We start from the raw sequence: 24,878 nt of genomic DNA, 5'->3' as shown, positions 1-24,878 counted from the left end.
GGCGATCATCATCGCGCCGCGACACTGACTCGCCATCCTGATCGCCGCGCTCTTCCGACCCAGATCGTCGCGCTATAATCATTCCCGTTGCGAGCGCGTGAGCAGCTTGGGGTTTTCCTTGTAACCCGACGAACTCCAGGTTTTCGATGCCAAAGTCGGTGAACGCCTGAACGCCATCTTCGCCGACGCCATAGACCCAGATCAAGCCGTCCTCGATCTGCATTTCGATGGCAATGTCGCTAACCCAGTCTTCGTCTTCACCAAGAGGCCTTCGCCGGTGAGATATACTTCGTCAAACGATAGGCAGCTTCACCGGCACCCACAATACAGTTTCACACCCATTCGTGAGGACCGGCACACGGCTCATCAAGCTGCTTGAGGCCAAAAGAAGAGGCCGTCAAGCGGCCTGCGTTGGTTCTACATGAATAGGGCAATAGCCATGATTGCGATGGGGCTCAGCCCGAGCGCCACGATGAGCGCACTAAAAGGTATATCACTGCCCATGACACAACCCTCGCGATTAAGGTTGAAATCCTATGCCCGGATGCTGGGTGGCCGCTAGTGCAATTTGTGCCACGGCAATTTCAAGACACGAAGCTTCTCCGGAGCGATAAGTGCTCGATGCAGCCGTGAGGCGCCGGAACTAAGTCGAAGTCTCGACTTGCGTCAGCGCCGAACCCCCTGGAGAGCGGCCAGCCTTTACCTTCGATATCGGGATTGAGCGAAATCCCTCGCCGGGATCAAAACGCCCGTCAGTGCCCCAAGGATCGCTCGGCGGATAGCAGTTGCCGATCCGCCTTGGCTAGATCCCTTGCTCCGATTGGCGAAAACGAACGCAAAAGGGCGGTACCGGTCGGAAGCAGATTGAGCGTCGGCTCGGAGCAGCAATGAAGAGGTCGCTAGGAATGATGCTCGCGCGTTGAGCGTTGGTCGTCGCTCATAAGAAGAGCGGCATCGGCGGATGAACGTGCCCCGGCTCTTGCTCCCAAAAGGGCTGGGGCGCATTCTGGCTCGTTGACAAGCGCTTTTCCATTACGTGGGCTAGAGCGCCCTGTTGATCTATCGAAAGATGGGTTAAAGGGTTTGTGAAGCTTTCGTCCTCGATGCTGCGGGCGTTTTTCGGGCTACTATGGGTTCACTAGCCAAGGTGATGACGAGGCAAAAAGGCGGGCTAATATCTGAATGTCCACGAGTTCATCGAGCGTTGGACTGACCATCGGCCAGTCGTTCGTATGAAACGCGGGTCCGAGTGAGCTAGCCAGCCGGAGGCCTGATTGGACTGGCCTTCCGTCCTTGGCGACGGCAATCCCATTTCCTGAGTTCACTTTCATGCGTAGCCGTTCGCTCGAACTCGTGCGCGCGCTGGATACTCGGCAACCATTTTCATCGGATGGCTCCGCAAACACCAAGTCCAGCGGGTGCTGTCTCTTACCTGTCGCCCTGGCTCTGCAAGATTTGCTTCATGAACTCAGCGCGCTCCTTTGTAAGTTTCTCAGCTCGATCACCATTCTGTAGCAGTGCTGGACCCTTGCGTTCTCGATCGTAGACCATCCAGCCCGTCCTTCCCATTCGAACAAGGAATCTGGATTGCGTAGGGTGTTCGGCGTAATTCACTGGCGCCCCCAATAGGCAGGTGCAATCCCACAATTGGGCTTTCCGCCAGCTAAGCGGTCATTGAACTATGTGAATTTTGGCAATCGACTTTAGACGAATAGGTTTACCAGGCACATTTCCATTAGGACCGTTGCTGTGGACGGGAAGAGCAGCAATTTTTCCGCCAAGGTTAGACTGAGAAACTTGGCTCCGAGCCGTACCGCGGCTTCGCTGCGGTTCATCTCAGCGGCACGGTCGACAGCGTAGCGGCCGATGATCTTTTGCAGAGCGCCGTAGCCCTCGACAAGAATGGCCCACGCAAAGCCAGCCCAAAGTACAAATGCCGTTTGCGCTAGCCCTAAACCGACACGGAATCTAGGCGGCTTCGAACGCTGGCGCGAGGGTATCTCGCTCAACCTATCACCCTACAACGGCTGCAACAACACCGCGAGCTGCTGGTTCGTGGCGAGCGGCTCTCCTCGAACGGCCCGCTCACATTGGGCTTCTCCACGCCTTGGTCAATATCGTCGGAACGGTTGCACACCTCGTTGCTGCACTACACTGCAAGTCGCGCGGGTCTCGTCAGATGCGAATGGTTTTCACGGAGCCAGCCCAGCCGCCGCAGAACGGACAATTGGAGTTGATCATGCCGCAAGCAGACGCTTGTAGCGGCGATAAGCGTCGATCGCATTGTTCGCAAGCATGAGCTGCCGATGCTCTCCAGCCCGCACCATGTCATCGATATTTCTGAGAAGAAAGCGGCTCACATCGCCAGGATCTGTGATCTCGCCGGAGCGTTCGAGCAAGTCCCAGGCGATCTGGATCGACCTCTCCACGAGGACTGGCAACGATTCACTCATACGAGACAAAACAGACGTCGATATCGATGGTTCCTGTTGTAAATGCCGGCGGATCGCGGCTCCAGCCGGACAACATAGCTTACCGTCGGGCAAGACGCCGCGAGGGGCGCCTCAGGACTATTGGCCCGCCGATGTCTGGACTGCCTATTCCCGCCTCTGCTGAACGTGCAATATTGGATCATGAAAGCACGAAATCGAAGTCTGCTCATCTTTCTTGTTGCCGTCGTGGGTATTGGTTGGCTAATTGGCGCAACCAACTTGCCTGGTGCATGGTATGCCGCACTGCAGAAGCCGACATTCAATCCTCCGAATTGGGTGTTCGCGCCAACTTGGACAATTCTGTATGTGATGATCGCAATCGCGGGCTGGCGCACCTACCTGCAGGAGGTCAATGGCCTGGCCTTGCAGGTTTGGCTCGGACAGATGGCGCTTAATTTTCTTTGGTCTCCTATTGTTTTCCGCTTGCACAACTTGGCCATGGGGCTCTCGGTCATCATTCTGCTGCTGGGCCTGATTCTGTTATTTATAGGCCTGCAATGGCGGGCCAATCGGCTTGCTGCGCTCTTATTTATCCCGTATGCGGGCTGGGTAGCGTTTGCATCGCTTTTAAACTTTGCTTTGTACCGCCTTAATTGAATTCCTGATGGACCTGCTAAACGCGAGTTAAGAGCCGCCGGCGGGCGGGCTCGGCGCTTTGAGCGATCCAGCCCGGCACCCGGCACGCCCGGTTGGGGGCGACGGCTTCGAAATTTTTCGGGTCCCTCTTGAAACCAAAATCCGCTTTGCTTTTTTGTCGCCTTCAAAGGATGGCGTCGAGGCTTGGTCAGGTGAGACGGGCACCGGTCCTGCCCGCTGCCGCTCGTAACCATCGTGCTCTTTGGAGGATTTGGCTTGCGCAGTCACAACTTTTCGTCTCTCCGGCGCTCGACCATCGGTTTCGATCTTGACCTCGCGGAAATGGCCAGCGGGCGGGCGAGGACAATTACCCGCCTTACAACATCGAGCGGATGACGACCGTTACCAGATTTCGCTGGCCGTGGCGGGCTTCGCGCCTGAGAACATCTCGATCACGCCGATCAGTCACCATCGAGGGCAGTAAGCCTGAAAAAGGCGAGCGCCAGTTCCTCCATCGCAGCATTTCAACCCGCAATTTCAAGCGCCAATTCAGCCTTGCGGACTATGTGCAGAAGCTCGAAGCCAAGGCGGCTTCTCGCATGTTGAGAGTCGGATGCATCAGCGATTGAATTCCCCAACTTCGGGTAGGCGTTCGTGATCAGCTTTCGATGACGACCACGACTTCCACCTCGCAGCCTTGCGCCATCGGCGCCCTGGTCATGCCTCCCTGCATCTGGGCCACCATCAGATTGATCAGGCGGGTTCCCAAACCGCTCTTCGCCTCGGTGGGGCATCCGATTCCATCGTCCCTCACCGTGATCACGACCTTTTCGTTTCTCTTCCGGACGTCGACTTCCACGACGCCCGGGCGCCCCTCCGGAAACGCGTACTTGAACGCGTTTGTCACCAGCTCGTTGACGATCAAACCGACGGATGCGGCCTGCGAGCTCTTGACGGCGATTTCGTCGCAGGACACCCGTATCGCGATCGGGCGCACTCCCCGGTGCAGATCCGAAAGGCTCCCGCACAACGCCTCAAGATAAGCGGGGAGGTCGACCGAGCTGTTGACCGGCGTGTCGCGCAGGCGATCATGAACCTTCGCGACAACCTCAATCCGCGCCAGCGCGGAGGTGATTGCCGCCTGCACGGCGGGATTAGGGTCCGATCGCGCCTGCAGACGGAGGATCGACATGATCGTCGCGAGGTCGTTCCTGGTCCGGTGCGCCAACTCCATCATGAGAACGTCCGCGTAGGCCTTTGCCTCCGAGTGCTTCTGGAGTGCCGTGCGCAGGGCTTCCGTTACCCCTGCAAGACATAGCCCGCTAGCGAGAAAGATCAGGAGGGGCGCGATAGCGGCGCTCGGAGGCGGAGGGATAAAGTATCGCGCCGCCAGCGCCGCGCTCGCGCCGGTGGCGAGAAAGCCTGAGCCGCGATCGAAGATGACTGAGGCCAGGAAAATGGCCGGGATGAACAGCATCAGCGGATCGGGTCTCAACTGATCGTCCAGCAGGAGCTTGGCGACAAATGCCAACCCGACAAGCCCGAGGCTCAAGAGGTACCGCACCCACAGGGGATATCTGGGCGTGACGGACATGAAGCGAAGGAGCCGGTCCATGGAAAGCAACGAACCGGCTTGTCGGCGTGTTCCTGTCGCTTGCCTCAAGCGCTTCGGCCGGCGCGCGGACTGCTGAGCCTAAACCAAAGTGGGGTGCTCTGGGCCTGTCTCTCTTCTGGTCCTGAGGAACGATTCAACAAAGCGTGAGTTCGTCCCGAAAGAACCGAACAAAAATCCAAGAGGGTAATTCCATGACGCGATCAGTGGAGGAGCTGAGGGGGGAGTGCGAGCGAAGCCGTGCCGAGTTCGCGGCGACGGTCGATAGGTTGAGGGAGCGGATATCGGATACCGCTGACGACCTCCGTCACAAGGTCTCGCCCCAACACATCAAGTCGGAAGTCTCCGATTACATCAGCAACAAGACCCAGAGTTGGGTCGAGGCGCTGAAGCAACAAGCCATGGACAATCCGATGCAGGCGGTCGCTGCGGGCACCGCGGTCGCAATCCCGCTGCTGCGCCTGGCGCGCGGTTTTCCACTACCACTTCTGATGATCGGGGCTGGCCTTGCCCTGACCTCGAAGACGGTGCGCGAGCAGGCCGCGGAAGCGGCCGCACCGGTGATGGAGAAGGCGGGAGAGATGCTGGATCAGCCCGCCGACCGAGTGGACGCGCCGAGCAGCGACATGAGAGATCGGCTGAATTTGGCTCAGAGTCAGGCCAGCGACATGGCCAGCGATGCGCAAGATGCCGCTGCGGGCCTGGCCGACGATCTTGGCAAGCGGGCGGCGCAGGCCGCCGGCACTGTCGGCGATACGCTCAAGAGCGGCATGGATGCCGTCAAGGGGAGAGCTGGCGCGGTCAAGGACGCGGCGGCCACGGCGCCTGCAAAGGCCCGGCAGGTCATCGGCGACAATGCCGCCTTGATCGCCGGCCTTGGGATCGCGATCGGCGCCATCCTTGCCGCGGCTCTTCCCGAAACAACCGCCGAAGCCAAGGCGATGGGCCCGGCGAGCGACAGCATGAAACGGGCGGCGGGGGAGGCTGCACAATCCGGTTTCGAAGCAGCCAAGGATGCGACGATGTCGGCGGCCGACGCGGCGGCAAGAAGCGTCGGCGAGGCCGATCTCGGTGGGCATGCCAGCCGCATGACCGAAAACGTGGCGGACAGACTCAAAGAGGCTGCCGACGACGTCGTCAGGGCGGCCTTCAGTCCTTCCCCAAACCCAAACACTTGAAAGAACGATCATGAGCGATGTGGACCTGACTAAAGAGACGAATTCCACGCAGAACCAGAATACCGGCCCTTCGCAGACCCTGAAGGAGCAGATGGCCGATGCCGGCGCAGAGGTGAAGCAGCGCGCCGGCGACGCCCTCCGAGCGTCGACCGATGTCGCCAGCGACAAGTTCAAGGAAGCGGCTGACGCCGCCAAAGACGTGGCTTCCGGGACAGTGGACCAGATCGAGGACCAGGCGCGCGACAAGCAGCGGTCGGGCGCGGACTTCATGGCGCGCCTTGCCGATAACATTCGTGAAGCGGCCCGCGCCTTCGAGAGCGATGCGCCGTTTGCTGCTCGTGGCATGACTTCTGCCGCCGAATATGTCGATGACGCGGCCGATAAAGTCCGCCACGGAAGTTTTCGCGACCTGGTCGACGGCGCCACCGATTTTGCGAAGCGGCAGCCGGCCGCGTTTCTAGGGATTTCGGTCCTTGCCGGGTTCGCGGCAGTCCGTTTTCTGAGGGCGTCGGGCGGGCGTTCCTCACCTTCGAAACACCGCGAACAATCGTCATCCTCGCAGCAAAGCAACGTGTCATGAGCATCCAAAACGATATCAGGACAAGTCAGAACGATCTTAGAACCATCTCGACGCTGCTCGGCGACGCGTTGTCGCAGTTCGCCAAGCTGTTCCAGAACGAGGTGGATCTCGCCAAAGCCGAGTTAGGCGAAAAGGTTCAGAAGGTCGGCAGCGCGCTGGTCTTCATCGCCGGCGGTGCCCTCCTGGTGATCCCAGCCTTGGTGATGGCGCTGTTCGCCCTATCGGCGGCGATGATCGGCGCAGGATGGTCACAGCCGCTCTCCTATTTGACGTCGGCGATCGTGGCCGCGGTGATCGCGGGTATACTGTTCGCGATCGGCATCAACCGGCTAGATGCCCGCGGTCTGGTGCCGCGGGAAACCATGCGGCAGCTCGATAACGACAAGGATACCGTGAAAGGGATGGTGCAATGAGCAGCACGCAGACGAGTTTCTTCGATAGTCTCGTAACGGCGGTGCGGGAAAACCCGCTCGCCGCAGCACTGATCGGAGGCGGTGTGTTCTGGCTGTTGGCAGGCGACGAGAAGCTCAAGAGCGCGACGCGATCGGCGACAGCGGCGGCTTCGCCGATCGTTGATCTCGGCGCGCGCAATGTTCGCGCGGCCGCGTCCGGACTCCAAAGGACCGCGGCGCCGCCGACCGCGCCAGAAATGGATCATGATGACGCCACGGAAACCACACGCGAGGCCGGTAGCGCGGCTTCGGACGCCATGTCGGAAGCGGCGGACAAGATCAAGGACCGGTTTGACGAAGGCCTCGCCTATGCGCGCGAGAACCTCAGCATGCCCGGAAAGGAGGCTTTCACGAAAGCGCAGTCATCGTTGGCCGGCATGTTTGACCGGCAGCCGCTCGTCCTCGGCGCCGTGGGCTTGACAATCGGAGCGGCAATCGCGGGTGCGTTCCGGGCTTCCGATCTCGAGAACGAATGGGTGGGCGAGCTCAGCGACGATGTCAAAGCCGACTTGAACACGCGCGCCGGCGCGGTATCGCAAAGCCTGCGCGAAGCCACCGATACGCTGAGCGCCGAAGTCGGCGACGTCGGCGCCGAAACCATCGATCGGGTGAAGCAGGCTGGCATCGATGCGGCGGATGCGGCACGGAAAAAGGTGAGGTCGCCATAAGCCTGAACCGAACCGGACAAGCTGCAATGTGGCGGACGGTCGGGAAAGAGGCGGCGACCAGTTGGTCGAGCCACAAGGATGCGCGGCAGAGCGCCGACCTTGCACACTACTCGGTGTTCTCCTTGGGTCCTATTATCGTGATGGCGATTGCGAGCGCGGGGCTGTTCTTCGGCTACGACGCCGTCACCTCACAAGTCACCTCCTCCTTGAAGGACATGCTCGGGGACACCGGAGCCAACGCAATCGATGCGATGCTGGCGGGAGCCAGCCGCCCCGCCGAGGGCATTCTGGCGACGGTTCTCGGCGTCGGCGCGCTGTTGTTCGCCGCGATCGAGTTTTACCTGCATGGCAGCGCTGTCGCGGTTCTGCGAATTCTGGATCAGGAAAACCATAAGGAAGGTGACAGGAAGTTCTCGTCGGATTGACACGTTCGACGACCTCGCCTCGCGACCGGCCGGATTAAGTGCCGGTGTGGTTCCTTCGCTCAGGGCGCGCTCTTGGAACGCCGTGCTTGCTCGCCTCTCTGACGCGCAGGCTGCGAGAGCGCTCGCACGTTCGTGCGATTGCTTTGCTCTCGACGATCGAGGCAGCCGCACCGTATGGATCGCCTGCTAGAACGCCTGTCGGAGCGGCGTCGGCCAGACTAAGAGGTCGCGCTTGACATCAGTCAGGCGTCTTCCTCTTCTTTCTCGGCTTCAACGTTGACAACCGACTTGGCGATGCCCGTCAGAGTCTTGTCAGTGTTCTTTTCTTCGGTCAGGGTCTCTTCAAGCAGCTGGACCGCTTCATCATAGCCGAGCTCTTCAGCCCATGTGGACAGCGTGCCATAGCGCGAAATCTCATAGTGCTCGACGGCCTGGGCGGCTGCGAGAAGACCCGCATCGAGCGCGGGCATTCCCTTGAAGTCCTTCATGATCTCGGAGCCTTCTTCGGCGATGCCGTTGATGGCCGCGCAGGTTTTGCCGCGCGCGGGCTTGCCGATGATCCTGAATACGCGGTCGAGTCGCTTAACCTGGGCCCTCGTCTCGCGCTCATGCTGCGTGAACGCCGCCTTGAGGTCGGGCGACTGCGCCGCCTTGGCCATCTTCGGGAGGGTTTTGAGGATCTTGTTTTCAGCGAAATAGATGTCCTTTAACGTCTCGTGGAAAAGGTCTTCCAGCTTCTTCGGCTTCCTAGCCATGCGCTGCTCCTCTTAAGTGGCGCACAACAACAATTGGCGGGAAACCCGGTTCCAATTAGGACAATGGCGGACCCTCGGCTGAGCGCGCGTCATGCGTTAGGGAGTCAGGAGCAAGAAGCTCTGGAAGGGGCTTCTCAGCATTCGGCGGCACTGACTGTGGCTGACTTGGTTGTCCGGCTGCACGAACAACGATTTCGAGGTCGGGTTTTTACCCGGGCGCCATTCACAAACGTGAGGCGGAAATTGTGGGTTTCGGAAAAGGGGCGCTTCTCTGGTTCATCGCATACCGCTTCCGATCATCATTATTCCTGCAATGCACCACTGAGGTGCGAATGTCTGGCCTAACTCAGAAGTTCTAGCCGGACCGCGTAGGATAAACATGCGTGACCCGGACGTACGGCATTGTCCGGTCAAGCATTGCAGGCAAGTCCAGAAGAGTTGCGGAAAGCGATAGAAGGAAAGCGATAGAAAAGGTCGGCAATTCAGCTGCCGCTGTTGGTAAGGAATTGTCGGCGTAGCCGAAGGCGCGCGGTATTCCGGCGATCTCAGGAGCGGGGCCCACGCGCTTTTTTTGGGTGCGATGCTTCTCCAGTGCAAGAACTACGTCTTCCGCGCGCTTATCTTCTCGCATCCCAAGATATAGACGAATTGCACATTTCGCGGGAGCCCGTCGATTCGGTGAACGTCGTCATGCCCACCCGGATCGGTTGCCTTGCTGGCGTCCTCAAGTATGGTCGCGACCGCTCCGATAGCCCGGACCACGTCGATATCTTTGCTAAGATCTGTCACGCAACGTCCACTTGCTACCGGGCCCGGCGAGTCGCTGGCTACAACCCTCGAGCACGCAGGAACTAACCGGGTCTCGCTCCGTTGGGGCTCGCTTTCCGGGATTTTGAGACAATGGCGAAGGACGATGAAGTTTGGTACGGGCCGCCCGGTGAGAGCGCGGTTCATATCTGCGTTGATATGCAGTAATGTTCGCTGAAGCCACCGACTGGAAGATGCCCTGGCTCCCGCGCGTCCTCCCGAATATCCTCGCCGCAACAGCTGCTCGTCCCGAGAAAACCTTGTTCACTCGCTTTATTCCTGCCCGCAAGCCGGGCCAGGGCGCGTGTACGTGGCGGCACTACTACGAACGCTGGGGATCGATGACAATCGACATCATCGGGCCAGATGGTGGAATTGGTACCCGACCTCGCGAAGTTCGCTCCCGCGGCCCGCAACTTCGACAAACATGTTTGTTCGCCGTGGACAGGCTGCGATCTTCACCAGCAGCTATGCAGCGATGGCATCGATACGGTCATCATCACTGGCAGAGAGACGGATGTGTGCGTGCTGGCGACCATGCTTGGCGCTATCGAGGGTGTCCAACGGGACCAGCGCATAACGCAACTCCACGCAAAACCAAGAGCCAAGTTTGGCTTGGGTACGTCAAGTCGAGTTGCTACAGCTTGCCGGCCCACCGTCACATAACCAATCCGCAGCGAGGCCCGTTGTGGGGTCCTACGGGGCCTCGCCTTGCACGGTAGGGGTTCTCAGCCTGGAGAGAGCTGAGACTCCAAGTGAAACTGTCTTCGGCAATCCCGTGAAGGGGCAGGAAAAAGCGGCACTTTCGCTCTCCAGAGTTCACATGGGTTATTCCGGAACCGGCGTCGTTTGCATTATCCGAGCAATAGAGCAGGCAATTTTTTATTCCGTATTCTTTCAGCCCTAAAACGACGACCGCTGCCTCCTCTCGGTGGACAGCGGTTCGGGCTGTCAAACGCCATCCGGAACTGCCCCCTTTGCGTCATGAAGAACTGCCCCCACCCTCGGGTTCATGATGTCGGTTCAGGGTTGGCTCCGCCGCTGACGGGACGGAGGGAGGCGGAGCCGACCGGAGGGCCGTCAGCGGCGGGCGGCTTGATGAGGCCGCTCTTTCGCTTGGCGCGGAGCCGGTAGCTGTCGCCGCGGATGGTCAGCACGTGGCTGTGGTGCAAGAGCCGGTCGAGGATCGCAGTGGCGACCACCGGATCGGCGAACACGGTGCCCCATTCGGCAACGCTGCGGTTCGACGTGATCAGCATGGCGCCGGTTTCGTAGCGGCGGCTGACCAACTGGAAGAACAGATGCGCCGCGTCGGGCTCCAGCGGCAGGTAGCCCAGTTCATCGATGATCAGCAGCTTTGGCTTCGCCAGCGCGAGCAGTTTCTCGTCCAGGCGTCGCTCGCCATGCGCCTTGGCCAGGCCAGCGACCAGGGTCGTCGCCGTGGTGAACTGCACCGTGTAACCGGCCAGGATCGCCTCTCGCCCGAGCGCGATCGATAAGTGCGTCTTACCGACGCCCGGCGGGCCGAGCAGCAGCACGTTCTCGCCGTTGGCGATCCAACGTGACGCGGCCAGGTCGCGGATCTGCTTCGGATCGATCGATGGCTGCGCCTCGAAGTCGAAGCCCGCAAGCTCCTTCACGGTCGGGAAGTGTGCGAGTTTCAGCCCCATCTCGATGCGGCGATGATCCTTGCGCGCGATCTCGCGCTCGCACAGCAGGATCAGCGTCTCACGCGCCGACAGGTTCGCGCGCGCCGCCTCGTCGAGCAGGTTGTCGAGCTGGTCGCGGATGCCGGAGAGCTGCAATCGCGCCAGCATGGCCTCGAGCCGATCGATTGGTGCTTCGGTAGCCTTCTTTGTGCGCGCCATCAGAAGCTCCCTCCGATCGCTGCTTCGTATTCGGCAAGAGGACGCAACAACGAGGGCAGTGGAGACGACCCCGGCACTGTCGGTTCGTTTGCCGGTCGGCAGACCGCGCCATCGCGACCGGCAACCCCGTCGAGGTGGGCGGAATCGACGATCCGCAGCCGGCGACCCTCCGATTGCTTGTGGACCGCAACCTCGCGCATGCCATGGCGGATGCGCACCTCGCCCGCCGCAACTGTCACCGCCACGCGCTCGCCGATCAGCCGCCACGGCACCGAGTAGCTGTTCGTGTCGATCTCGACGGCGCAATCGTTGCCGACGACACGGGCCAGTTCGCGCAACGATCCGAACGACGGCTGCCCGCCGAGCGGCTTCAACCGGTGTGCCTCGTCACGCGCAAAGCGAGCGATCGGCGCCTCGCCGGTCGTGCCGTGGATACGCACGTTCGCCACCTCACGCTCCCACTCGGCGAGATGCGCCTCGAATGCGTCCCAGCTCGCGAAGGAATGCCCCGCGATCGCGTTCTTCTTCACGTAGCCGACGCCATTCTCCGTCTTGCCCTTCGTGCGCGCCCGATACGGTGCGCAGGCGCGAGGACGGAAGCCCCAATGCTTCGCGAACGCGATGAGCTTGTCGTTAAACTGAACCGACCGGCTCACCGCGTCGTGGCGCACCACGAGCGCGCGTGGATTGTCCATCAGCACTTCCTCCGGCACGCCGCCGAAGGTCGTAAATGCGCTCTCGAGCCCGGCGAACCAGTGCTCTTGCTTCTCGGCCCGGAACGCACGCACATGCAGCCGCCGCGAATGCCCAAGCGTCGCCACGAACACGAATGCTTTGATCTTCACCCCGCCGATCTCGACCAGACGCTCCCCGAAGTCGATCTGCAGCTGTCGGCCGGGCGGCGTCTCGAACCGCGTCGTCGCCAGCGCCTCCGCCTTCAGCGCCTGGCGATAGGGCTGCACGGCGCGTTGCAGCGTCCGCCGGCTGACTGCCACGCCTTGCTCGGCCAACAGGTCCTGGCGCACTACATCCGCATTGCCGCGATGCCGAATGAACCTCTCGCGCAGCCAACCCTCGAGGCCATGGAGTCGTTTCGCCCGCTCAAGCGACTTGAACGGCTTCACCCCGCCCGCCGCCACGTAGTCCCTCACCGTGTGATGGCTGCACCCCAGCTGCCGCGCAATCCGCTTCAGACCCCACCCACACGCCCTCAGGCGCAACATCTCCGCCACGTCATCCGGCGTCTTCATCACCTGCCCCCGTGGATCAATCCACGACGAGCCTTCCGTGATTCGTTCCTCGTTCATTCGCTCTCTCCTCGGCTATCCAAGGAGGGGGCAATTCCTCGTGGCGCCGAGGGGGCAGTTTTCCATGGCGCGCGACAGGGCGATCCGGCCTGGCCCCAGCATGATCCGGATGCTGGGGCCTTTTTGTGAATAGGAACGAAGCGCATGCCGCGGCATTGGCCGCCTGTTCGGTGCCGCACCGCTACCGGCACTGAGACGCCCAGCCTCACACTGGCCCCAGCTTCGCAGTTGGGGCTCTTTCTTGTCGGCCAATAGGTCTTTGCCGACTTTGATGCTGTCTTGGGTACTGTTTTGATTCGCTTGGCGTCGGATCGGCCTCAGCTACCTTCTCGCTGGGGCCGTTTCTTTCCGGGAACAAGCAGTAGCGCGCGAAGTTATCTCTCCACGATGGAGTGGGACTACTTAACGGCTTCGGTGCTCCCCAGTGCGCCGGGGCCGTTCGTTTCTAAGGTGGGACCATGTCGGAAGAAGGCCGCGATTGGACCCTCATTATCGTTTTTCTCAGCATTGCCGGCGCAGTGCTGTTGCTTGACCTCATCTTCTAGCCCTCTGTTGTCCATTCGAGGACTAGCCAATACGTCTTTGCCGGCTTCGTGGACTTATAGTAGGTGCCGCTTACGCGCTTCTGAGCCGGTCATGATCGATCCCGGCCTTCCATTCAGCGGGTGCGCCGCTCGATAAAGGGGCGACCCGCTCGCCAGGTCGCGAACCAGGCGGGGCCCGCTTTAGTTGGAAGCAGTGCGCCTGTGAAGCCGGGCTTCATTAAACCCGCTCGCGCGCCTGCGGAGCAAGGCTCACTTGGGGAACCACCTGCACGAGATCAATACGATGGCTAGCGTATCCAGCTCCATATTAACGGCGGGCGCCGGAAAGCTTTTCTCGACTGGAGGAAGCGCAGAAGTCAAGCCGCTCGTTTCATTGCTCACAAGACGCCGAAACTGCAGCCGATGCTGATGGGCCAAAGGTTTGATCACCATTGTGGATTGCAAGAGTTTAGAGGGCTTCGTCATACAGCTGCTATAAAATCATCATGCGTGAGACGAGCAGCTTTTGGTCACTTGAGCTTGAGAACATGGCCGCGGGCCTGACCCGGACCACAAGCGCGGCTACGCGGAGAAGACCGCCGCAATTTTCGACCGTTAGGTAAAGGATATTGTTGGACCAGGTATTCCGCCGCACCAAGGCGTACTGAATATGCGGTCTGGACCGCGCGGCAAACAAGCTCCCTGAAGGAGACGCTGGGAAAGAGCGATGTTGACCTGCCGATCAAGGAGCTGCCGAAGGAAAGCCTCCGGTGGTCTGACGTCGCTCTCCCTCCCGAATAGGCGCCGCCGTTCTAGGCTTGCCAGATCGTCTTCGCGTCACGTCAGCATGGATCTCACCCTCTTTGGTCAACGGGTTACTTGAACTCGGCCCGGACGGTTCTAATTCAATGTATGGCCGAACCGAAGCTTCGGCTAATTGGAGCATAATAAGAGGCAAGCGCGTAAGCGCTTAAGAAGTTGAGGAAAGGGACATGAGAAAGCTTGCTTTTGCAGTCGTCGCGGCGGCAACGCTCCTCATTGGAACGGTTGCGCCGGCTTCGGCCCATTGGCGTCACCATGGTTGGGGCGGTCCGGGTATTGGCCCCGGGCTTGCTCTCGGGCTGTTCGCTGGAACATTAGCGGCCGCCACCGCACCCCCGGTCTATTATGGACCGGTCTACGGCCCGCCACCCTACTACTACGGCCGCCCGTATCGGGTCGTCCGCTACTATCGGCCGGTTTATCCCTACTGGTACGGCTGGTGACGAGGAGAAGGCGCGGCTCCGGCCGGGCCTTCTGTCAATTCCCGCGATACGTCGCTCGCTGCGCGAGAGGAAACTCTCGCGCGCGAATTCATTTGCTCCCGCAAAAAGCGTGCTTCGCGCGCTCGGGGAGTATGTCGAGGGCGACGGCATGTGCTGGGTCGGTATCCCGTCGCTGGCGGCGGATTGCGACCTATCGCAGGATACGGTCGCGGTTTGCCCTGGCTCGAGGAGATCGGCGCGATTGACCGCACTTAACGAGAACGGCCGCCGCAATGGCGATGGCCGCGGCAAGCGCACCACGGATCCGATCCAGCTGCCGGTCGATGCCGATATCGCGACGATCGAGGCGCGTGCTGCCGGTCGTGACGTCGACGAAAGCCAAGTAAACTCGATTGGCCCTAGCTGCTAGCAAGGGCTAAATTCCAGTCCCGAAACGATTAGGACTCCGCTAGCCCTCGGCCAACGCTCGCAGCTGTGCGACCACCTAATCTCTGAACCTGAACCGGAAGATCCACATAAATCCCATCGGGGCGATTTCCGGAGATCACAAAACGATCGAAGAAGGCGAGACGGTCGAGTTCGCAGCGGCATTCGAGAGCTATGTCGACCATCAGGTCATGCGGCGACTTTTGCAGCGAGGTAGAAAATGTTTCTGACCTGGTTCAGCGCCGGATATAAACGCGACTGTCGGGACGACGTTGCGGACCTTTTCGCTCGCCAGTTGTCCGACCGGCGTTAGGATGCAAACTCTGGTGAACATCATTGCGGGGAATCCCACGCAAAACACCTTTTAATGAACGCACGAAACCGGCCTTACCGACAGCGCACCTAGCTATTCTGTCGGCGGGAACGGTTTGGAAGCATCAACCACCACTTCCGGCAACGCAAATGATCTGCGCATTTGGATTGATACATCAGCGCAGATTGCCGCGCGATCATCCAATGCGAGCACGTCTTACCGCTGCTTTACCCGCGGATGGTTCGATCCGTTGGAGGGATAAAGCTGATGGGATTTGTAGAGCGAAACAGCGATGGTATCATCGTTGGATGGTTTGTCTGTGAGCAGCTGGCGCCGATGGTGACCGAGCAGATCGCCGACGACGACCCGGCGGTGATTGGATTTCTTAATCCGCCGGCGCCGGTGCCGTCCTCCTGCACCGAACTCGGCTTGAAACGGGCCTTTGACGAGCTCGGCACATGGGCCGCGGCTCAAGGTAGTGATCGCGGCGAATGCGAACGTCCAGGACGAGTCGGATCTCGCGACCGAAATCCGCCGCGCAGATCCTCTGGTCCAGCACATGATCGCGGTCGTCGGCCTCTCCGACGCACAAGTGGACCAGCTGCTATTAGTTCGGGCAAACGCCCTGTCTGACTGGGTCGCAGAACGAAAGCTAAAATGACTAATTTGAAGGTACAAGCTCGATTTACTCTCCGCGTCGATGTGATTGACTACCTAGTTCAGAAGCGCGAAGCTCGCTGTCAGGGCGCTCGCGGGATTGTTTTCAATCATGAAGATGCTTACGGAATACTTGGAACGCGCCGTTGAGTTCGAGAAGTTAGCGGTCACTGAGCAGAATGGAGCGTTCAAGGCAGAGCTGTTAAAGCAAGCCTCGGCATACCGACATCTGGCAGAGATGCGTGCGGCGAAATATGGTTTGCCGAAACCAAGCCCTCCAGAAATCAAGTGAGACTACCTACGCTGGAGCACATTAGAAAGGCTGGAAACGATGAAGCCGCCGACCATGCTGCGCTCGCCATAAAGGCGCTTCGCAAGGCAGCGACCGGACAGCCCGCCGTGCAGCTTGCGCGCCAGCTTTTACGCGGCCTGCCTCGTAACGCCGCTAGACTTCGCCAGCGCCTTCAGGACCCCGGCTCTTGCCCCCGAAGACCCGGGGCATATTCTCGATCAGTTTGGAGCGGTCCCGGCTGGCACCTCGCTGGGGCCGTTTCGCTTCGGGGAACAAGCAGCAGTCCAACGACGTTGAGTAACCACGTGGGACTACTTGCCGGCCTCAGCACTCTCCCCGGGAGCTGGGGTCTTTTTTGTCGCGAGTCGTAAACAGCTTCGCCAAAGTCTCAGCCTGCTCTTTTGTCAGCTTCTCGGCGAACGCGCCGTTCTTTTCTATCTGCGCCGGTCCTTTGAGTTCGCTATCGTAGACCATCCATCCGTTGCCACCCTGCCGAACGAGGAAACGTCCCCGCATCGGGCGTCCAGTAAATTCCATCTGCATCCACCATCTGCGAAATACGAGCGCGTCGATTAGTTCGAAGGATGGAGCGCGCGGCATTGAACTATGTGAATCGTGACGATCAACTTTGGACAAGCACCACTCGGCTTTCGCGGCGAACTGAAAACGGCCCCCACCGGGGGCCGCTAACCCGAACGATACGGGTTTTCCTCTGGCAGTCGGGGGCACCTTGGCTGACCAGAAGCGCCAATTAGACGCTGATCTCCTCGCGATGGTTCCTAGCCTGACGCGTGGCAATTGGACAGGAGCGTACTAAAACTAGCTTCGTCGGATCGCGCGGGAAAAACTAGCAACTTCTGACAGCCGTGTTAGCTTCCACGCCTCGGGTCACGTCCCGATTCATCACGGTGACAGGCCTCAGCACCGGCCTCTAGGCCCCCAAAGCTGAGTCACCCTCGCTGACGTGCTTATCTGCGGGAATGGCGCTGCCGGCGATCCATGTCCAGCTTCGATCGCATAGATTGGTGTTGAATAGGGCTTTTCTCAGCTTCGCTGGAATGTCGTTTGTGGCGCTCATCGTCAGCGTAAGTTGGCTGCTGATCGGCTGAGCGTCCTACCTCTCGTGATGACATGACGACTTGGCCTCAGCGCAGCCCGATTGAGCCAACGACGACGTCGCTATAGAGGATGTTCCATTTCTGCCCGGCTGCGGCTCTGTCGCGCCGACGCGTGAGCTCGGTCACGTCGCATCTCCGGTCGGGCAGCGCCGCCACAGCTGCAGCAGCTCCGCGGCCGGCCGCTTGCCCGCCGTACTGCACTTCACGCAGCGCAGGCGACCGGCGAGATCGCGCACGTTGGTGGTCGGAACGTGGCGCAGCGCGGCTAGGCGCGACCGCGAGCGGTGTCTTGCACCGCGAGCAATTGATTTCGAGCCACGGATAGCCGGCTTGATGGCCTGGTCGATCGACGGCGATGCGTCGACCGGGCCCGCCGTCGGCGCAGATCTTTTTGTTCCAGCTCTGGCAGAGCAGATCGTCGGCCTCGCGGATGAGCGCCTCGCCGGCGGCGCAATCCATTTAAACTTAGCCGTGCCGCACCGCTACCCGACTTCGATAGGTATACGTCTCGGCCAAGGTTCGGAATGTCCCAAGTCTACGAGGTGTTTGAACCCTTGACGGACTGAGCACTCGGAAGCCGCCTGAGGCGTCGGGCTCCTCCTCCGCCTCATCGGGCAGCGGCAGTATGGCTTCCGACGAATTGGCTAGCTGATACGAGGAACAACCTGTTGGTTTCGTAGTTCTTTTGGCGCCGCCGGCCCGAGTGTCGCTGGGCGCCTCATGGCCCAGCTAAGCCAGGCGACACGGCGGCTCGTACCATTTTGCTCCGTGGAGGATTTGGATATGAAAACGACCCGTATTGTCGCTTGGCAGCCGATCAGCCTTACTCGCCTCGGCGGGGTCTCGCAGCTGCATCTTCCGTCTGGCCGCTCGTTAGAACTCAAGAGCGGCGACGGCTTATGAAGGAGGGCAAGTCATGTCAATCAAGTCAGCCCTCACCGCTATCCATTCGGAAGCCGGGTTGTCCCGGTACCTGCACGAGATCCGTAGCTTCCCGCTGCTAGATGCCTCCGAAGAAGTGATGTATGCAAGGCGTCTTCGGGATGCCGGGGATAGCGAAGCTGCCTACCGTCTGGTGACGAGCCATCTACGACTGGCTGCCAAGATCGCGCTGAAATATCGGCGCTATGGATTGCCCATCGCCGACCTCATCTCGGAAGCCAACGTCGGATTGATGCTGGCCGTCAGGCGGTTCGACCCTGAGAAGGGATTTCGCCTGGCGACTTATGCCGCTTGGTGGATCAAGGCGTCCGTACAGGAATTCGTCCTGCGATCATGGTCGCTCGTCAAGCTCGGCACAACCGCGGCGCAAAAAAAGCTGTTCTTTAACCTTCAAAAGTTGAAGAGACGCCTTGGAACGCCGGACGATGGCGAGCTTTCGCCGGAGCAGGTGAAGCAGATCTCTGACCATCTTCAGGTCAAGCAAACCGACGTCGTCGAGATGAACGGGCGGATCCGTGGCGACATGACGCTGAATGTTCAACTCAGTGACGAGGAAGGCGAACAGTGGCAGGACAGGGTCGCAGATTCATCTCCTGATCCTGAAACCCTGCTCGTGGAGGCCGGAGACCGAGAACGGCAGAAGGCCGCACTCTCGGAGGCGCTGTGTGCGCTTTCTCCGCGAGAACGCACCATTGTCGAAGCCCGTTACATGGCAGATGAGCAAAGAACGCTTGACGATCTTGCCAATACCTTCGGTATTTCGCGTGAGCGTATCCGCCAGATCGAGCAGCGTGCGTTGCAGCGTATCAAGTCGACGCTGTGCGCACGCCTTCCGGAGCTTGCGGCTGCTTCAGCGAGCGCATAGTAGAAGCAGAACATAGAAACTGCTGGCCGGCTGCTGATCGATGAATCAGCAGCCGGTGCAGATATCAAGCACGATGGCTCCCGCCGAGAAATCACGGTCCTTGCGGCCGCCGGACTTTGTTCTTGCCCGGGGGCTGGCCGCTTTGATCACTGACAAGCTGCTTAACGGTGGCCTCGGAGCTTCGCACTGCTCGCGACGAATCCGCTTCTTTCGCCTGCAGCGAGATCACCATCCCGATTGGAGCAGCAAGTACCATTAAGCTCCACATCTCTGGTTACCCTCCTTTCGACGATGCTCCAATTTGCCGCGCAGAGTTGTTCTGAAGCCGAGACAACGTCTCGGTTTGACGGTTTCAATTCTCAAGGTGCGCTGAGCGTTTCCGGACGCAGGAGAATGCTCTCCGGTTACGAGCCGCGAGCAATATCGACGATCCGGCTTTCGCCGCAAAAATTTTCTTCCAACCTCTTGAAAGTAGAACCCTCGCTCCTAGGTGGATTTTTGCCCGGGGGCCGTTATGGACCCGGTTTTGGACATCGCTGAACCTACCCAAGGAGGATGTGCATGCATTTCCGTCCCTTGCACGATCGCGTGCTCGTGCGACGTCTCGACGCCGAAGAGAAAACCGCCGGCGGTATCATCATTCCAGACACAGCAAAGGAGAAGCCGCAGCAGGGCGAGATTGTCGCCACTGGCCCCGGCGCACGCAACGAACAGGGCCAGCTCATTCAACTCGACGTCAAGCCCGGTGACCGTGTCCTGTTCGGCAAGTGGTCTGGTACCGAGGTCAAGATCGACGGCGAGAAATTCCTGATCATGAAGGAAAGCGACCTTCTGGGTGTTGTCGACAAGACAGCGACCGTCAAGAAGGCAGCTTAGCGCGCTGACAGTCATAGAGGAAAGGAGAGATCAAAATGGCTGCCAAGGACGTGAAGTTCGCAACCGAGGCCCGAGAGCGCATGCTGCGGGGCGTCGACACACTGGCAAACGCGGTGAAGGTCACACTCGGTCCGAAGGGGCGTAACGTCGTGATCGAGAAATCGTTCGGTGCGCCGCGCATCACCAAAGATGGCGTAACCGTCGCCAAAGAGGTCGAACTGGAGGACAAGTTCGAGAACATGGGCGCGCAGATGGTGCGCGAGGTCGCCTCGAAGACCAACGATCTGGCGGGCGACGGCACCACGACCGCGACCGTGCTCGCTCAGGCCATCTTCAAGGAGGGCAGCAAATCCGTCGCCGCCGGCATGAACCCAATGGATCTGAAGCGGGGGATTGACCTGGCTGTCGACGCCGTCGTTTCCGACCTCAAATCACACGCCAGGAAAATCACCTCCAATGACGAGATCGCCCAGGTCGGCACAATCTCCGCCAATGGTGATACCGAGATCGGCCGCTTCCTGGCCGACGCCATGAACAAGGTCGGTAATGAAGGCGTGATCACCGTCGAGGAGGCCAAGAGCCTGCACACCGAGCTCGAAGTGGTCGAGGGCATGCAGTTCGACCGCGGCTACATCTCGCCCTACTTCGTCACGAACCCCGAGAAGATGCGTGTCGAACTCGAGGATCCCTACGTTCTGATTCACGAGAAGAAGCTGTCCGGCTTGCAGACCATGCTGCCGCTGTTGGAGCAGGTCGTTCAGTCCGGTAAGCCGCTCCTGATCATCGCGGAGGACATCGAAGGTGAAGCGCTTGCGACATTGGTCGTCAATAGACTGCGCGGCGGATTGAAGGTCGCGGCCGTCAAGGCACCTGGCTTCGGCGATCGTCGCAAGGCCATGCTGGAGGACATCGCGATCCTGACCGGCGGCAATGTCATCAGCGAGGACCTCGGCATCAAGCTGGAAAACGTCACAGTGAAGATGCTCGGGCGCGCCAAGAAGGTCGTCATTGACAAGGACAACACCACCATTGTTGAGGGCGCGGGCGCCAAGAAGGATATCGAGGCGCGCGCCCAGCAAATCAGGCTCCAGATCGAGGAGACGACCTCCGACTATGATCGCGAAAAGCTGCAAGAGCGCCTCGCCAAGCTTGCCGGAGGCGTCGCAGTGATCCGTGTGGGTGGTGCGACGGAGGTCGAAGTCAAGGAACGCAAAGACCGTGTCGACGACGCGATGCATGCGACTCGAGCGGCGGTGGAGGAGGGGATTCTCCCCGGAGGCGGGGTTGCCCTCCTGCGTGCCCTCGAAGCGCTCGACGGCATCAAGACCGCGAACGCCGACCAGAAGGCCGGCATCGACATCGTTCGTCGCGCCATCCGGATGCCGGCTCGGCAGATCGTGCAGAACGCCGGCGAAGACGGCTCACTGGTTGTCGGCAAGCTTCTGGAGCACCAGAGTTACAACTGGGGCTTCAACGCGGCAACTGGCGAGTACGAGGATCTTGTGAAAGCCGGTGTGATCGATCCCGCCAAGGTCGTGCGCACCGCCTTGCAGGACGCTGCGTCGGTGGCCTCGCTGCTGATCACCACCGAGGCACTCGTGGCCGAAAAGCCGAAGAAGGCTGAATCCGCTTCGGCAGCTCCCGCCATGGACTTCTGAACAACCGAGCCCGGCCGATCAAGGCCGGGCTCCACCGATGAGAGGAGAGAAGACCGCTTCCAAAGATGGAGTGTCCCATGAACAAGCCTAATCGTCGTCGGCTCAGGATGAGGCAGGACACGATCCATTGGTTCATGTTCTCCCTGAGTTTTGTCACCATTGCCTGGATCTGTTTTCGAACGATGGGAGGAGTATAGATGCTGAGTTATCACCATACGTTGTCCGACCGGACGGAGACCAACCGCAATCTGCGGCGAAGCCTGCTTGCTTTAGTAGTAGCCGGCGCAATGTCTCTGGCGGCCTTCGGTGCTTACGGCGTGGAAAGCCCGCGGGGAGCCGAGGCCACACAGGGTACCTTCACTGGACTGCCACTGCCGCCAATCCCGTATCTCGACACGATGCCGTGGCTGAAATGGCAGCCCGCGGCGGCAACGATGAAGATCGACATCTTGCTGCCGCCGACCTCCGCGCCGACCGGCATCTGGCCGCAACCGTCGCCCCATCCCGCGGGACTGGCGGCAACAAGCTGAACCTCAGAGAGCGGCCCGCGAAGGCCGCTCCCTACCTTACGCAATCTCGTCAAGAGCGAGCGGCACTCATGTCCGGGCTGAGTTCGGCGAGGCATTCCGTGCGCGGGAACTCTGATGCAACCTCAAGCAACAGTTGAGCTTGCCGTCCGCGACTTCCTCATCCGAGGTTGTCTGAAGGTGATCGGTCACTACGAGCGCCTGCTCTCAACTGCCAGGAGCGAGCAAGGCGGCAGCTCTATCAAGCCCGGATTGAGCGAGAGCAGCGAGTGATGGATGTCCTACGCCAGGGTGCTTACCCGGATCGCTTGGCCGCGTAGTCGCTGACCCGCCAGGCGAGGTTCGGTCAGAAAAAAGCGCACGGCCTCTTGAATTCACGAGTGTCAGTTCTAATTCGTTTCTCGACCGCGACTGCGGTATGTCGAGCGCCAGGCCGGGCTCGACGAGGCTGGACCGGGGGTGTTCGACGATAATCGAAACTCCGATCCTGCCTTGCTTCGTATCCATATTGCTCTTTGGAGGACTTGGCTATGAGGACACTTGATTTTACGCCACTGTGGCGCACCAGCGTCGGCTTCGATCACTTGGCTGGCCTCATCGACGGCATGTCGCGCCGGCCGAATGAGGATAGCTATCCGCCATACAATATCGAGCGGTCCGGTGAGGATCACTATCGAATCACGCTGGCCGTAGCAGGTTTCGGCGCTAGTGACATCTCCGTGACGGCGGAGCAAAATGCGCTCACGATCGAAGGCAAGACGTCCGACGGGGATGCGCGGCGGTATCTCTACCAAGGTATTCCGGCGCGACCGTTCCGGAGAGTCTTCAGTCTGGCCGAGTACGTCCGGGTCAAGCAGGCATCCTTCCGGGACGGTCTCTTGACCATTGATCTCGTTCGAGAGATTCCGGAGACGATGAAGCCGCGCAAGATCCAGATCGGTGCAACGGCTGCTTCGTCGCAAATTGAGCGGAAGAAGGCAGCTTAGGTAGCTTCGATCCGTGGACCGGCGATGTCATCGGACGTTCCTGACCGATCTCATCTCAACGTGGGTGGCGCATCGACTACGCCGCCACCCAAATCACGAGCACCATCCCCTGGAAAGGAGTGAACAGGGAGGCGAGCCATGACTAACGTAAAAATCGACGGCGGCGATCTGCACCCATTCTTCCACCCCGCCGCTCGCTACATTTCTCCGGCGGAAGTCCTGAATGACATTGAGCTCTCGACGCCTGAGAAGCGAATCATCCTGTCCTCGTGGGCGTCGGATATGTACGCCGTGGAATCCTGTCCCGGCATGCGGGAGGTCCCCGGAATGGGCCACGCTGTGAAGTTGGCCGACATACTGGCAGCGTTGCGGCAACTCGACAGAGACGACGATGATGATCCGCCCAGTGGCGGTGGCGTCCCCATGCGGCTGCGGCGGCCCTGGGCCGCCGCACAGCGGAGGGCGCTGTGATGGTCACGGAAGCCGTTCTAGCGATCGTGCTGCTTGGCCATGCCGCAGCAGCCTGGGCAATTCCGCTCCTAGCATTGGAAGGAACGCGTCTGCCTCAGATTGACGATCCCACAAGCACGCAAGGGTGATCGGAATGTTGGGTCAGCGAACAATATTGGCATGGCTTCTGGTTGTGGCGCTGTTCGGGACTTCACCGGCTATATCCCAAGTGCCGGACCTGAAGACGGGTGGTTCTGTGCCAACATTGGCGCCGGTAGTTCGACAGGTGACACCCGCGGTTGTTAATATTTCCGTGCACGGCCGTGTCCGTGAGGACAATCCGCTTTACCGCGACCCGTTCTTTCGTGAGTTTTTCGACATTCCCAAGCAGGTCGAGAAGGAAATCAATTCGACCGGTTCGGGAGTCATCGTCGATGCCAGGCGCGGCTATGTGTTGACCAACAATCATGTTGTCGAAGGCGCCTCGGTCGTTCGGATCACGACCAAGGACGGCCGGCAGTTAACTGCGAAGGTAATCGGGCGCGATGCGCCAACTGACGTTGCAGTGCTGCAGATCCAAGACCCTGCCGGCCTTCAGGCGCTTCCTTTCGGCGACAGTGATGCGCTTGAGGTCGGAGATTTCGTGCTCGCGATCGGCAATCCCTTTGGACTCGGCCAGACCGTCACGTCCGGCCTGGTCAGTGCGCTGGGTCGCACTGGCTTGAGCAAGGAAGGCTTTGAGGACTTCATCCAGACCGACGCTGCGATCAATCCGGGAAATTCCGGCGGCGCATTGGTGAATCTCCGCGGCGAATTGGTCGGCATCAACTCCGCGATCATTTCGCCGGGCGGAGGGAATGTCGGGATCGGTTTTGCAATTCCCGCGAATATGGCCCGGATCGTTATGGAGCAGATTGTAGATAAGGGACACGTTGAGCGAGGCCGCATTGGCGTTTCACTGCGCGAACTCCAACCGTCGACCAAACAAGGGCGCAACGAAGGCGCGGTGATCGCAGAGGTCGCGGCAGACTCTCCGGCTGCAAGGGCCGGCTTGCGGAAGGACGATATTGTTGTCATGGCAGACGACCGTCGGATCCGCAGCGCGTCGCAACTTCGTAACAAGATCGGCCTGGCGCGTGTCGGTCAAGATGTGAAGCTCACCATCGTGCGGGGCGGTCAAACCAGTTCCGCCGTCGTGAAAGTTGCTCCGCCTGTCCAGGCAAGCAGCACATCCACTCGCCTGCTGCATTGATGCAAAA

23 protein-coding genes and 2 pseudogenes are annotated in these 24,878 nt (G+C 60.1%); 16 read left to right on the top strand and 9 right to left on the bottom strand.

The window, feature by feature from the left end; all coding sequences use genetic code 11:
- Both IF803_RS23855 and IF803_RS23850 read right to left on the bottom strand, forming a co-directional pair.
- Positions 1-223: pseudogene (locus IF803_RS23855) on the bottom strand (hypothetical protein); the annotation flags it as partial.
- 2,014 nt (positions 224-2,237) lie between these two features.
- On the bottom strand, positions 2,238-2,441 hold the full coding sequence (locus IF803_RS23850; protein WP_307724583.1) for a hypothetical protein: 204 nt from the start codon (positions 2,439-2,441) through the stop codon (positions 2,238-2,240).
- 192 nt (positions 2,442-2,633) lie between these two features.
- Here IF803_RS23850 and IF803_RS23845 point away from each other — a divergent pair, with 192 nt between their 5' ends.
- Positions 2,634-3,089, top strand: a complete 456-nt coding sequence (locus IF803_RS23845) for a TspO/MBR family protein (protein ID WP_050999403.1) — start codon at positions 2,634-2,636, stop codon at positions 3,087-3,089.
- Between the two features lie 637 nt (positions 3,090-3,726).
- On the opposite strand, the gene IF803_RS23840 is transcribed toward IF803_RS23845, so the two are convergent.
- Positions 3,727-4,620, bottom strand: coding sequence for a sensor histidine kinase (locus IF803_RS23840; protein WP_461193630.1), 894 nt, complete (start codon positions 4,618-4,620; stop codon positions 3,727-3,729).
- Between the two features lie 254 nt (positions 4,621-4,874).
- Between IF803_RS23840 and IF803_RS23835 the strand changes: the two genes are divergently transcribed.
- Genes IF803_RS23835 through IF803_RS23820 form a run of 4 tightly spaced genes read left to right on the top strand, consistent with a single transcriptional unit; the run spans position 4,875 to position 7,558 of the window.
- Positions 4,875-5,858 carry a hypothetical protein gene (locus IF803_RS23835; RefSeq protein ID WP_038376411.1) on the top strand — a complete coding sequence of 328 codons (984 nt, stop codon included), beginning with the start codon at positions 4,875-4,877 and terminating at the stop codon, positions 5,856-5,858.
- A 10-nt stretch (positions 5,859-5,868) separates the two neighbouring features.
- A complete protein-coding gene (locus IF803_RS23830; protein ID WP_016846832.1) occupies positions 5,869-6,438 on the top strand; it encodes a hypothetical protein in 570 nt (189 codons plus the stop codon).
- A complete protein-coding gene (locus tag IF803_RS23825; RefSeq protein WP_038379332.1) occupies positions 6,435-6,851 on the top strand; it encodes a phage holin family protein in 417 nt (138 codons plus the stop codon). The genes IF803_RS23830 and IF803_RS23825 overlap by 4 nt, the downstream gene beginning before the upstream one ends.
- On the top strand, positions 6,848-7,558 hold the full coding sequence (locus tag IF803_RS23820) for a hypothetical protein (protein ID WP_028344472.1): 711 nt from the start codon (positions 6,848-6,850) through the stop codon (positions 7,556-7,558). The genes IF803_RS23825 and IF803_RS23820 overlap by 4 nt, the downstream gene beginning before the upstream one ends.
- Before the next feature lie 305 nt (positions 7,559-7,863).
- On the opposite strand, the pseudogene IF803_RS23815 reads toward IF803_RS23820, so the two are convergent.
- Both IF803_RS23815 and IF803_RS23810 read right to left on the bottom strand, forming a co-directional pair.
- Positions 7,864-7,962: pseudogene (locus IF803_RS23815) on the bottom strand (low affinity iron permease family protein); the annotation flags it as partial.
- Positions 7,963-8,225: 263 nt separating this feature from the next.
- Complete coding sequence (locus IF803_RS23810) at positions 8,226-8,738, bottom strand: YciE/YciF ferroxidase family protein (protein WP_038379334.1); 513 nt, start codon at positions 8,736-8,738, stop codon at positions 8,226-8,228.
- Positions 8,739-9,911: 1,173 nt separating this feature from the next.
- Between IF803_RS23810 and IF803_RS23805 the strand changes: the two genes are divergently transcribed.
- A complete protein-coding gene (locus IF803_RS23805; protein WP_028344470.1) occupies positions 9,912-10,211 on the top strand; it encodes a cysteine hydrolase family protein in 300 nt (99 codons plus the stop codon).
- Between the two features lie 344 nt (positions 10,212-10,555).
- Here the strand turns inward: IF803_RS23805 and istB are convergent, their stop codons facing one another.
- Positions 10,556-11,413 (bottom strand): IS21-like element helper ATPase IstB, encoded by an 858-nt coding sequence (istB, locus tag IF803_RS23800; protein WP_018269000.1) that lies wholly within the window; start codon positions 11,411-11,413, stop codon positions 10,556-10,558.
- Positions 11,413-12,720, bottom strand: coding sequence for an IS21 family transposase (gene istA, locus IF803_RS23795; RefSeq protein ID WP_050999401.1), 1,308 nt, complete (start codon positions 12,718-12,720; stop codon positions 11,413-11,415). Before istA ends, istB begins: the two co-directional genes overlap by 1 nt.
- A 1,516-nt stretch (positions 12,721-14,236) precedes the next feature.
- Here istA and IF803_RS23790 point away from each other — a divergent pair.
- The 3 genes from IF803_RS23790 to IF803_RS23780 all read left to right on the top strand — a co-directional run bounded on the left by IF803_RS23790 (position 14,237) and on the right by IF803_RS23780 (position 16,197).
- Positions 14,237-14,509: a hypothetical protein gene (locus IF803_RS23790; protein ID WP_075969288.1), complete on the top strand. Its 273-nt coding sequence runs from the start codon at positions 14,237-14,239 to the stop codon at positions 14,507-14,509.
- 241 nt (positions 14,510-14,750) lie between these two features.
- Positions 14,751-14,918, top strand: a complete 168-nt coding sequence (locus tag IF803_RS23785; protein ID WP_016843161.1) for a hypothetical protein — start codon at positions 14,751-14,753, stop codon at positions 14,916-14,918.
- 1,099 nt (positions 14,919-16,017) lie between these two features.
- A complete protein-coding gene (locus tag IF803_RS23780) occupies positions 16,018-16,197 on the top strand; it encodes a hypothetical protein (protein WP_016843164.1) in 180 nt (59 codons plus the stop codon).
- Between the two features lie 324 nt (positions 16,198-16,521).
- Here the strand turns inward: IF803_RS23780 and IF803_RS23775 are convergent, their stop codons facing one another.
- Together IF803_RS23775 and IF803_RS23770 are read right to left on the bottom strand one after the other, a co-directional pair.
- On the bottom strand, positions 16,522-16,740 hold the full coding sequence (locus tag IF803_RS23775; RefSeq protein WP_051448167.1) for a hypothetical protein: 219 nt from the start codon (positions 16,738-16,740) through the stop codon (positions 16,522-16,524).
- A gap of 602 nt (positions 16,741-17,342) precedes the next feature.
- A complete protein-coding gene (locus tag IF803_RS23770) occupies positions 17,343-17,774 on the bottom strand; it encodes a hypothetical protein (protein WP_050999402.1) in 432 nt (143 codons plus the stop codon).
- A gap of 457 nt (positions 17,775-18,231) precedes the next feature.
- Here IF803_RS23770 and rpoH point away from each other — a divergent pair, with 457 nt between their 5' ends.
- From rpoH to IF803_RS23735, 7 genes are all read left to right on the top strand, one after another.
- Complete coding sequence (gene rpoH / locus IF803_RS23765; protein ID WP_016843170.1) at positions 18,232-19,122, top strand: RNA polymerase sigma factor RpoH; 891 nt, start codon at positions 18,232-18,234, stop codon at positions 19,120-19,122.
- Between the two features lie 561 nt (positions 19,123-19,683).
- Positions 19,684-19,998: a co-chaperone GroES gene (groES, locus tag IF803_RS23760; protein WP_038375291.1), complete on the top strand. Its 315-nt coding sequence runs from the start codon at positions 19,684-19,686 to the stop codon at positions 19,996-19,998.
- 35 nt (positions 19,999-20,033) lie between these two features.
- A complete protein-coding gene (gene groL / locus IF803_RS23755) occupies positions 20,034-21,656 on the top strand; it encodes a chaperonin GroEL (RefSeq protein WP_016843172.1) in 1,623 nt (540 codons plus the stop codon).
- A gap of 197 nt (positions 21,657-21,853) precedes the next feature.
- Entirely contained in the window at positions 21,854-22,186 is a 333-nt protein-coding gene (locus IF803_RS23750; RefSeq protein WP_129964896.1) for a hypothetical protein, read from the top strand.
- Between the two features lie 527 nt (positions 22,187-22,713).
- Complete coding sequence (locus IF803_RS23745; protein ID WP_038375292.1) at positions 22,714-23,169, top strand: Hsp20 family protein; 456 nt, start codon at positions 22,714-22,716, stop codon at positions 23,167-23,169.
- Positions 23,170-23,307: 138 nt separating this feature from the next.
- Entirely contained in the window at positions 23,308-23,640 is a 333-nt protein-coding gene (locus tag IF803_RS23740) for a hypothetical protein (protein WP_016843176.1), read from the top strand.
- A 133-nt stretch (positions 23,641-23,773) separates the two neighbouring features.
- Positions 23,774-24,871 carry a trypsin-like peptidase domain-containing protein gene (locus IF803_RS23735; protein ID WP_461193627.1) on the top strand — a complete coding sequence of 366 codons (1,098 nt, stop codon included), beginning with the start codon at positions 23,774-23,776 and terminating at the stop codon, positions 24,869-24,871.
- Positions 24,872-24,878 lie beyond the last annotated feature (7 nt).

The sequence above is a fragment of the Bradyrhizobium sp. UFLA06-06 genome (assembly GCF_054820065.1).
Note: the sequence above shows the minus strand (reverse complement) of the source record. Positions and strands in the feature narration are given on the sequence as shown.

Bases quoted from the DNA above. Each gene is read 5' to 3' on its own strand.
- IF803_RS23845 (WP_050999403.1), top strand. From the start codon at position 2,634: ATGAAAGCACGAAATCGAAGTCTGCTCATCTTTCTTGTTGCCGTCGTG.
- IF803_RS23835 (WP_038376411.1), top strand. From the start codon at position 4,875: ATGACGCGATCAGTGGAGGAGCTGAGGGGGGAGTGCGAGCGAAGCCGT.
- IF803_RS23830 (WP_016846832.1), top strand. From the start codon at position 5,869: ATGAGCGATGTGGACCTGACTAAAGAGACGAATTCCACGCAGAACCAG.
- IF803_RS23825 (WP_038379332.1), top strand. From the start codon at position 6,435: ATGAGCATCCAAAACGATATCAGGACAAGTCAGAACGATCTTAGAACC.
- IF803_RS23820 (WP_028344472.1), top strand. From the start codon at position 6,848: ATGAGCAGCACGCAGACGAGTTTCTTCGATAGTCTCGTAACGGCGGTG.
- IF803_RS23810 (WP_038379334.1), bottom strand. From the start codon at position 8,738: ATGGCTAGGAAGCCGAAGAAGCTGGAAGACCTTTTCCACGAGACGTTA.
- IF803_RS23805 (WP_028344470.1), top strand. From the start codon at position 9,912: ATGGTGGAATTGGTACCCGACCTCGCGAAGTTCGCTCCCGCGGCCCGC.
- istB (WP_018269000.1), bottom strand. From the start codon at position 11,413: ATGGCGCGCACAAAGAAGGCTACCGAAGCACCAATCGATCGGCTCGAG.
- istA (WP_050999401.1), bottom strand. From the start codon at position 12,720: ATGAACGAGGAACGAATCACGGAAGGCTCGTCGTGGATTGATCCACGG.
- IF803_RS23790 (WP_075969288.1), top strand. From the start codon at position 14,237: ATGAGAAAGCTTGCTTTTGCAGTCGTCGCGGCGGCAACGCTCCTCATT.
- IF803_RS23780 (WP_016843164.1), top strand. From the start codon at position 16,018: ATGAAGATGCTTACGGAATACTTGGAACGCGCCGTTGAGTTCGAGAAG.
- IF803_RS23775 (WP_051448167.1), bottom strand. From the start codon at position 16,740: ATGCAGATGGAATTTACTGGACGCCCGATGCGGGGACGTTTCCTCGTT.
- IF803_RS23770 (WP_050999402.1), bottom strand. From the start codon at position 17,774: ATGGATTGCGCCGCCGGCGAGGCGCTCATCCGCGAGGCCGACGATCTG.
- rpoH (WP_016843170.1), top strand. From the start codon at position 18,232: ATGTCAATCAAGTCAGCCCTCACCGCTATCCATTCGGAAGCCGGGTTG.
- groES (WP_038375291.1), top strand. From the start codon at position 19,684: ATGCATTTCCGTCCCTTGCACGATCGCGTGCTCGTGCGACGTCTCGAC.
- groL (WP_016843172.1), top strand. From the start codon at position 20,034: ATGGCTGCCAAGGACGTGAAGTTCGCAACCGAGGCCCGAGAGCGCATG.
- IF803_RS23750 (WP_129964896.1), top strand. From the start codon at position 21,854: ATGCTGAGTTATCACCATACGTTGTCCGACCGGACGGAGACCAACCGC.
- IF803_RS23745 (WP_038375292.1), top strand. From the start codon at position 22,714: ATGAGGACACTTGATTTTACGCCACTGTGGCGCACCAGCGTCGGCTTC.
- IF803_RS23740 (WP_016843176.1), top strand. From the start codon at position 23,308: ATGACTAACGTAAAAATCGACGGCGGCGATCTGCACCCATTCTTCCAC.
- IF803_RS23735 (WP_461193627.1), top strand. From the start codon at position 23,774: ATGTTGGGTCAGCGAACAATATTGGCATGGCTTCTGGTTGTGGCGCTG.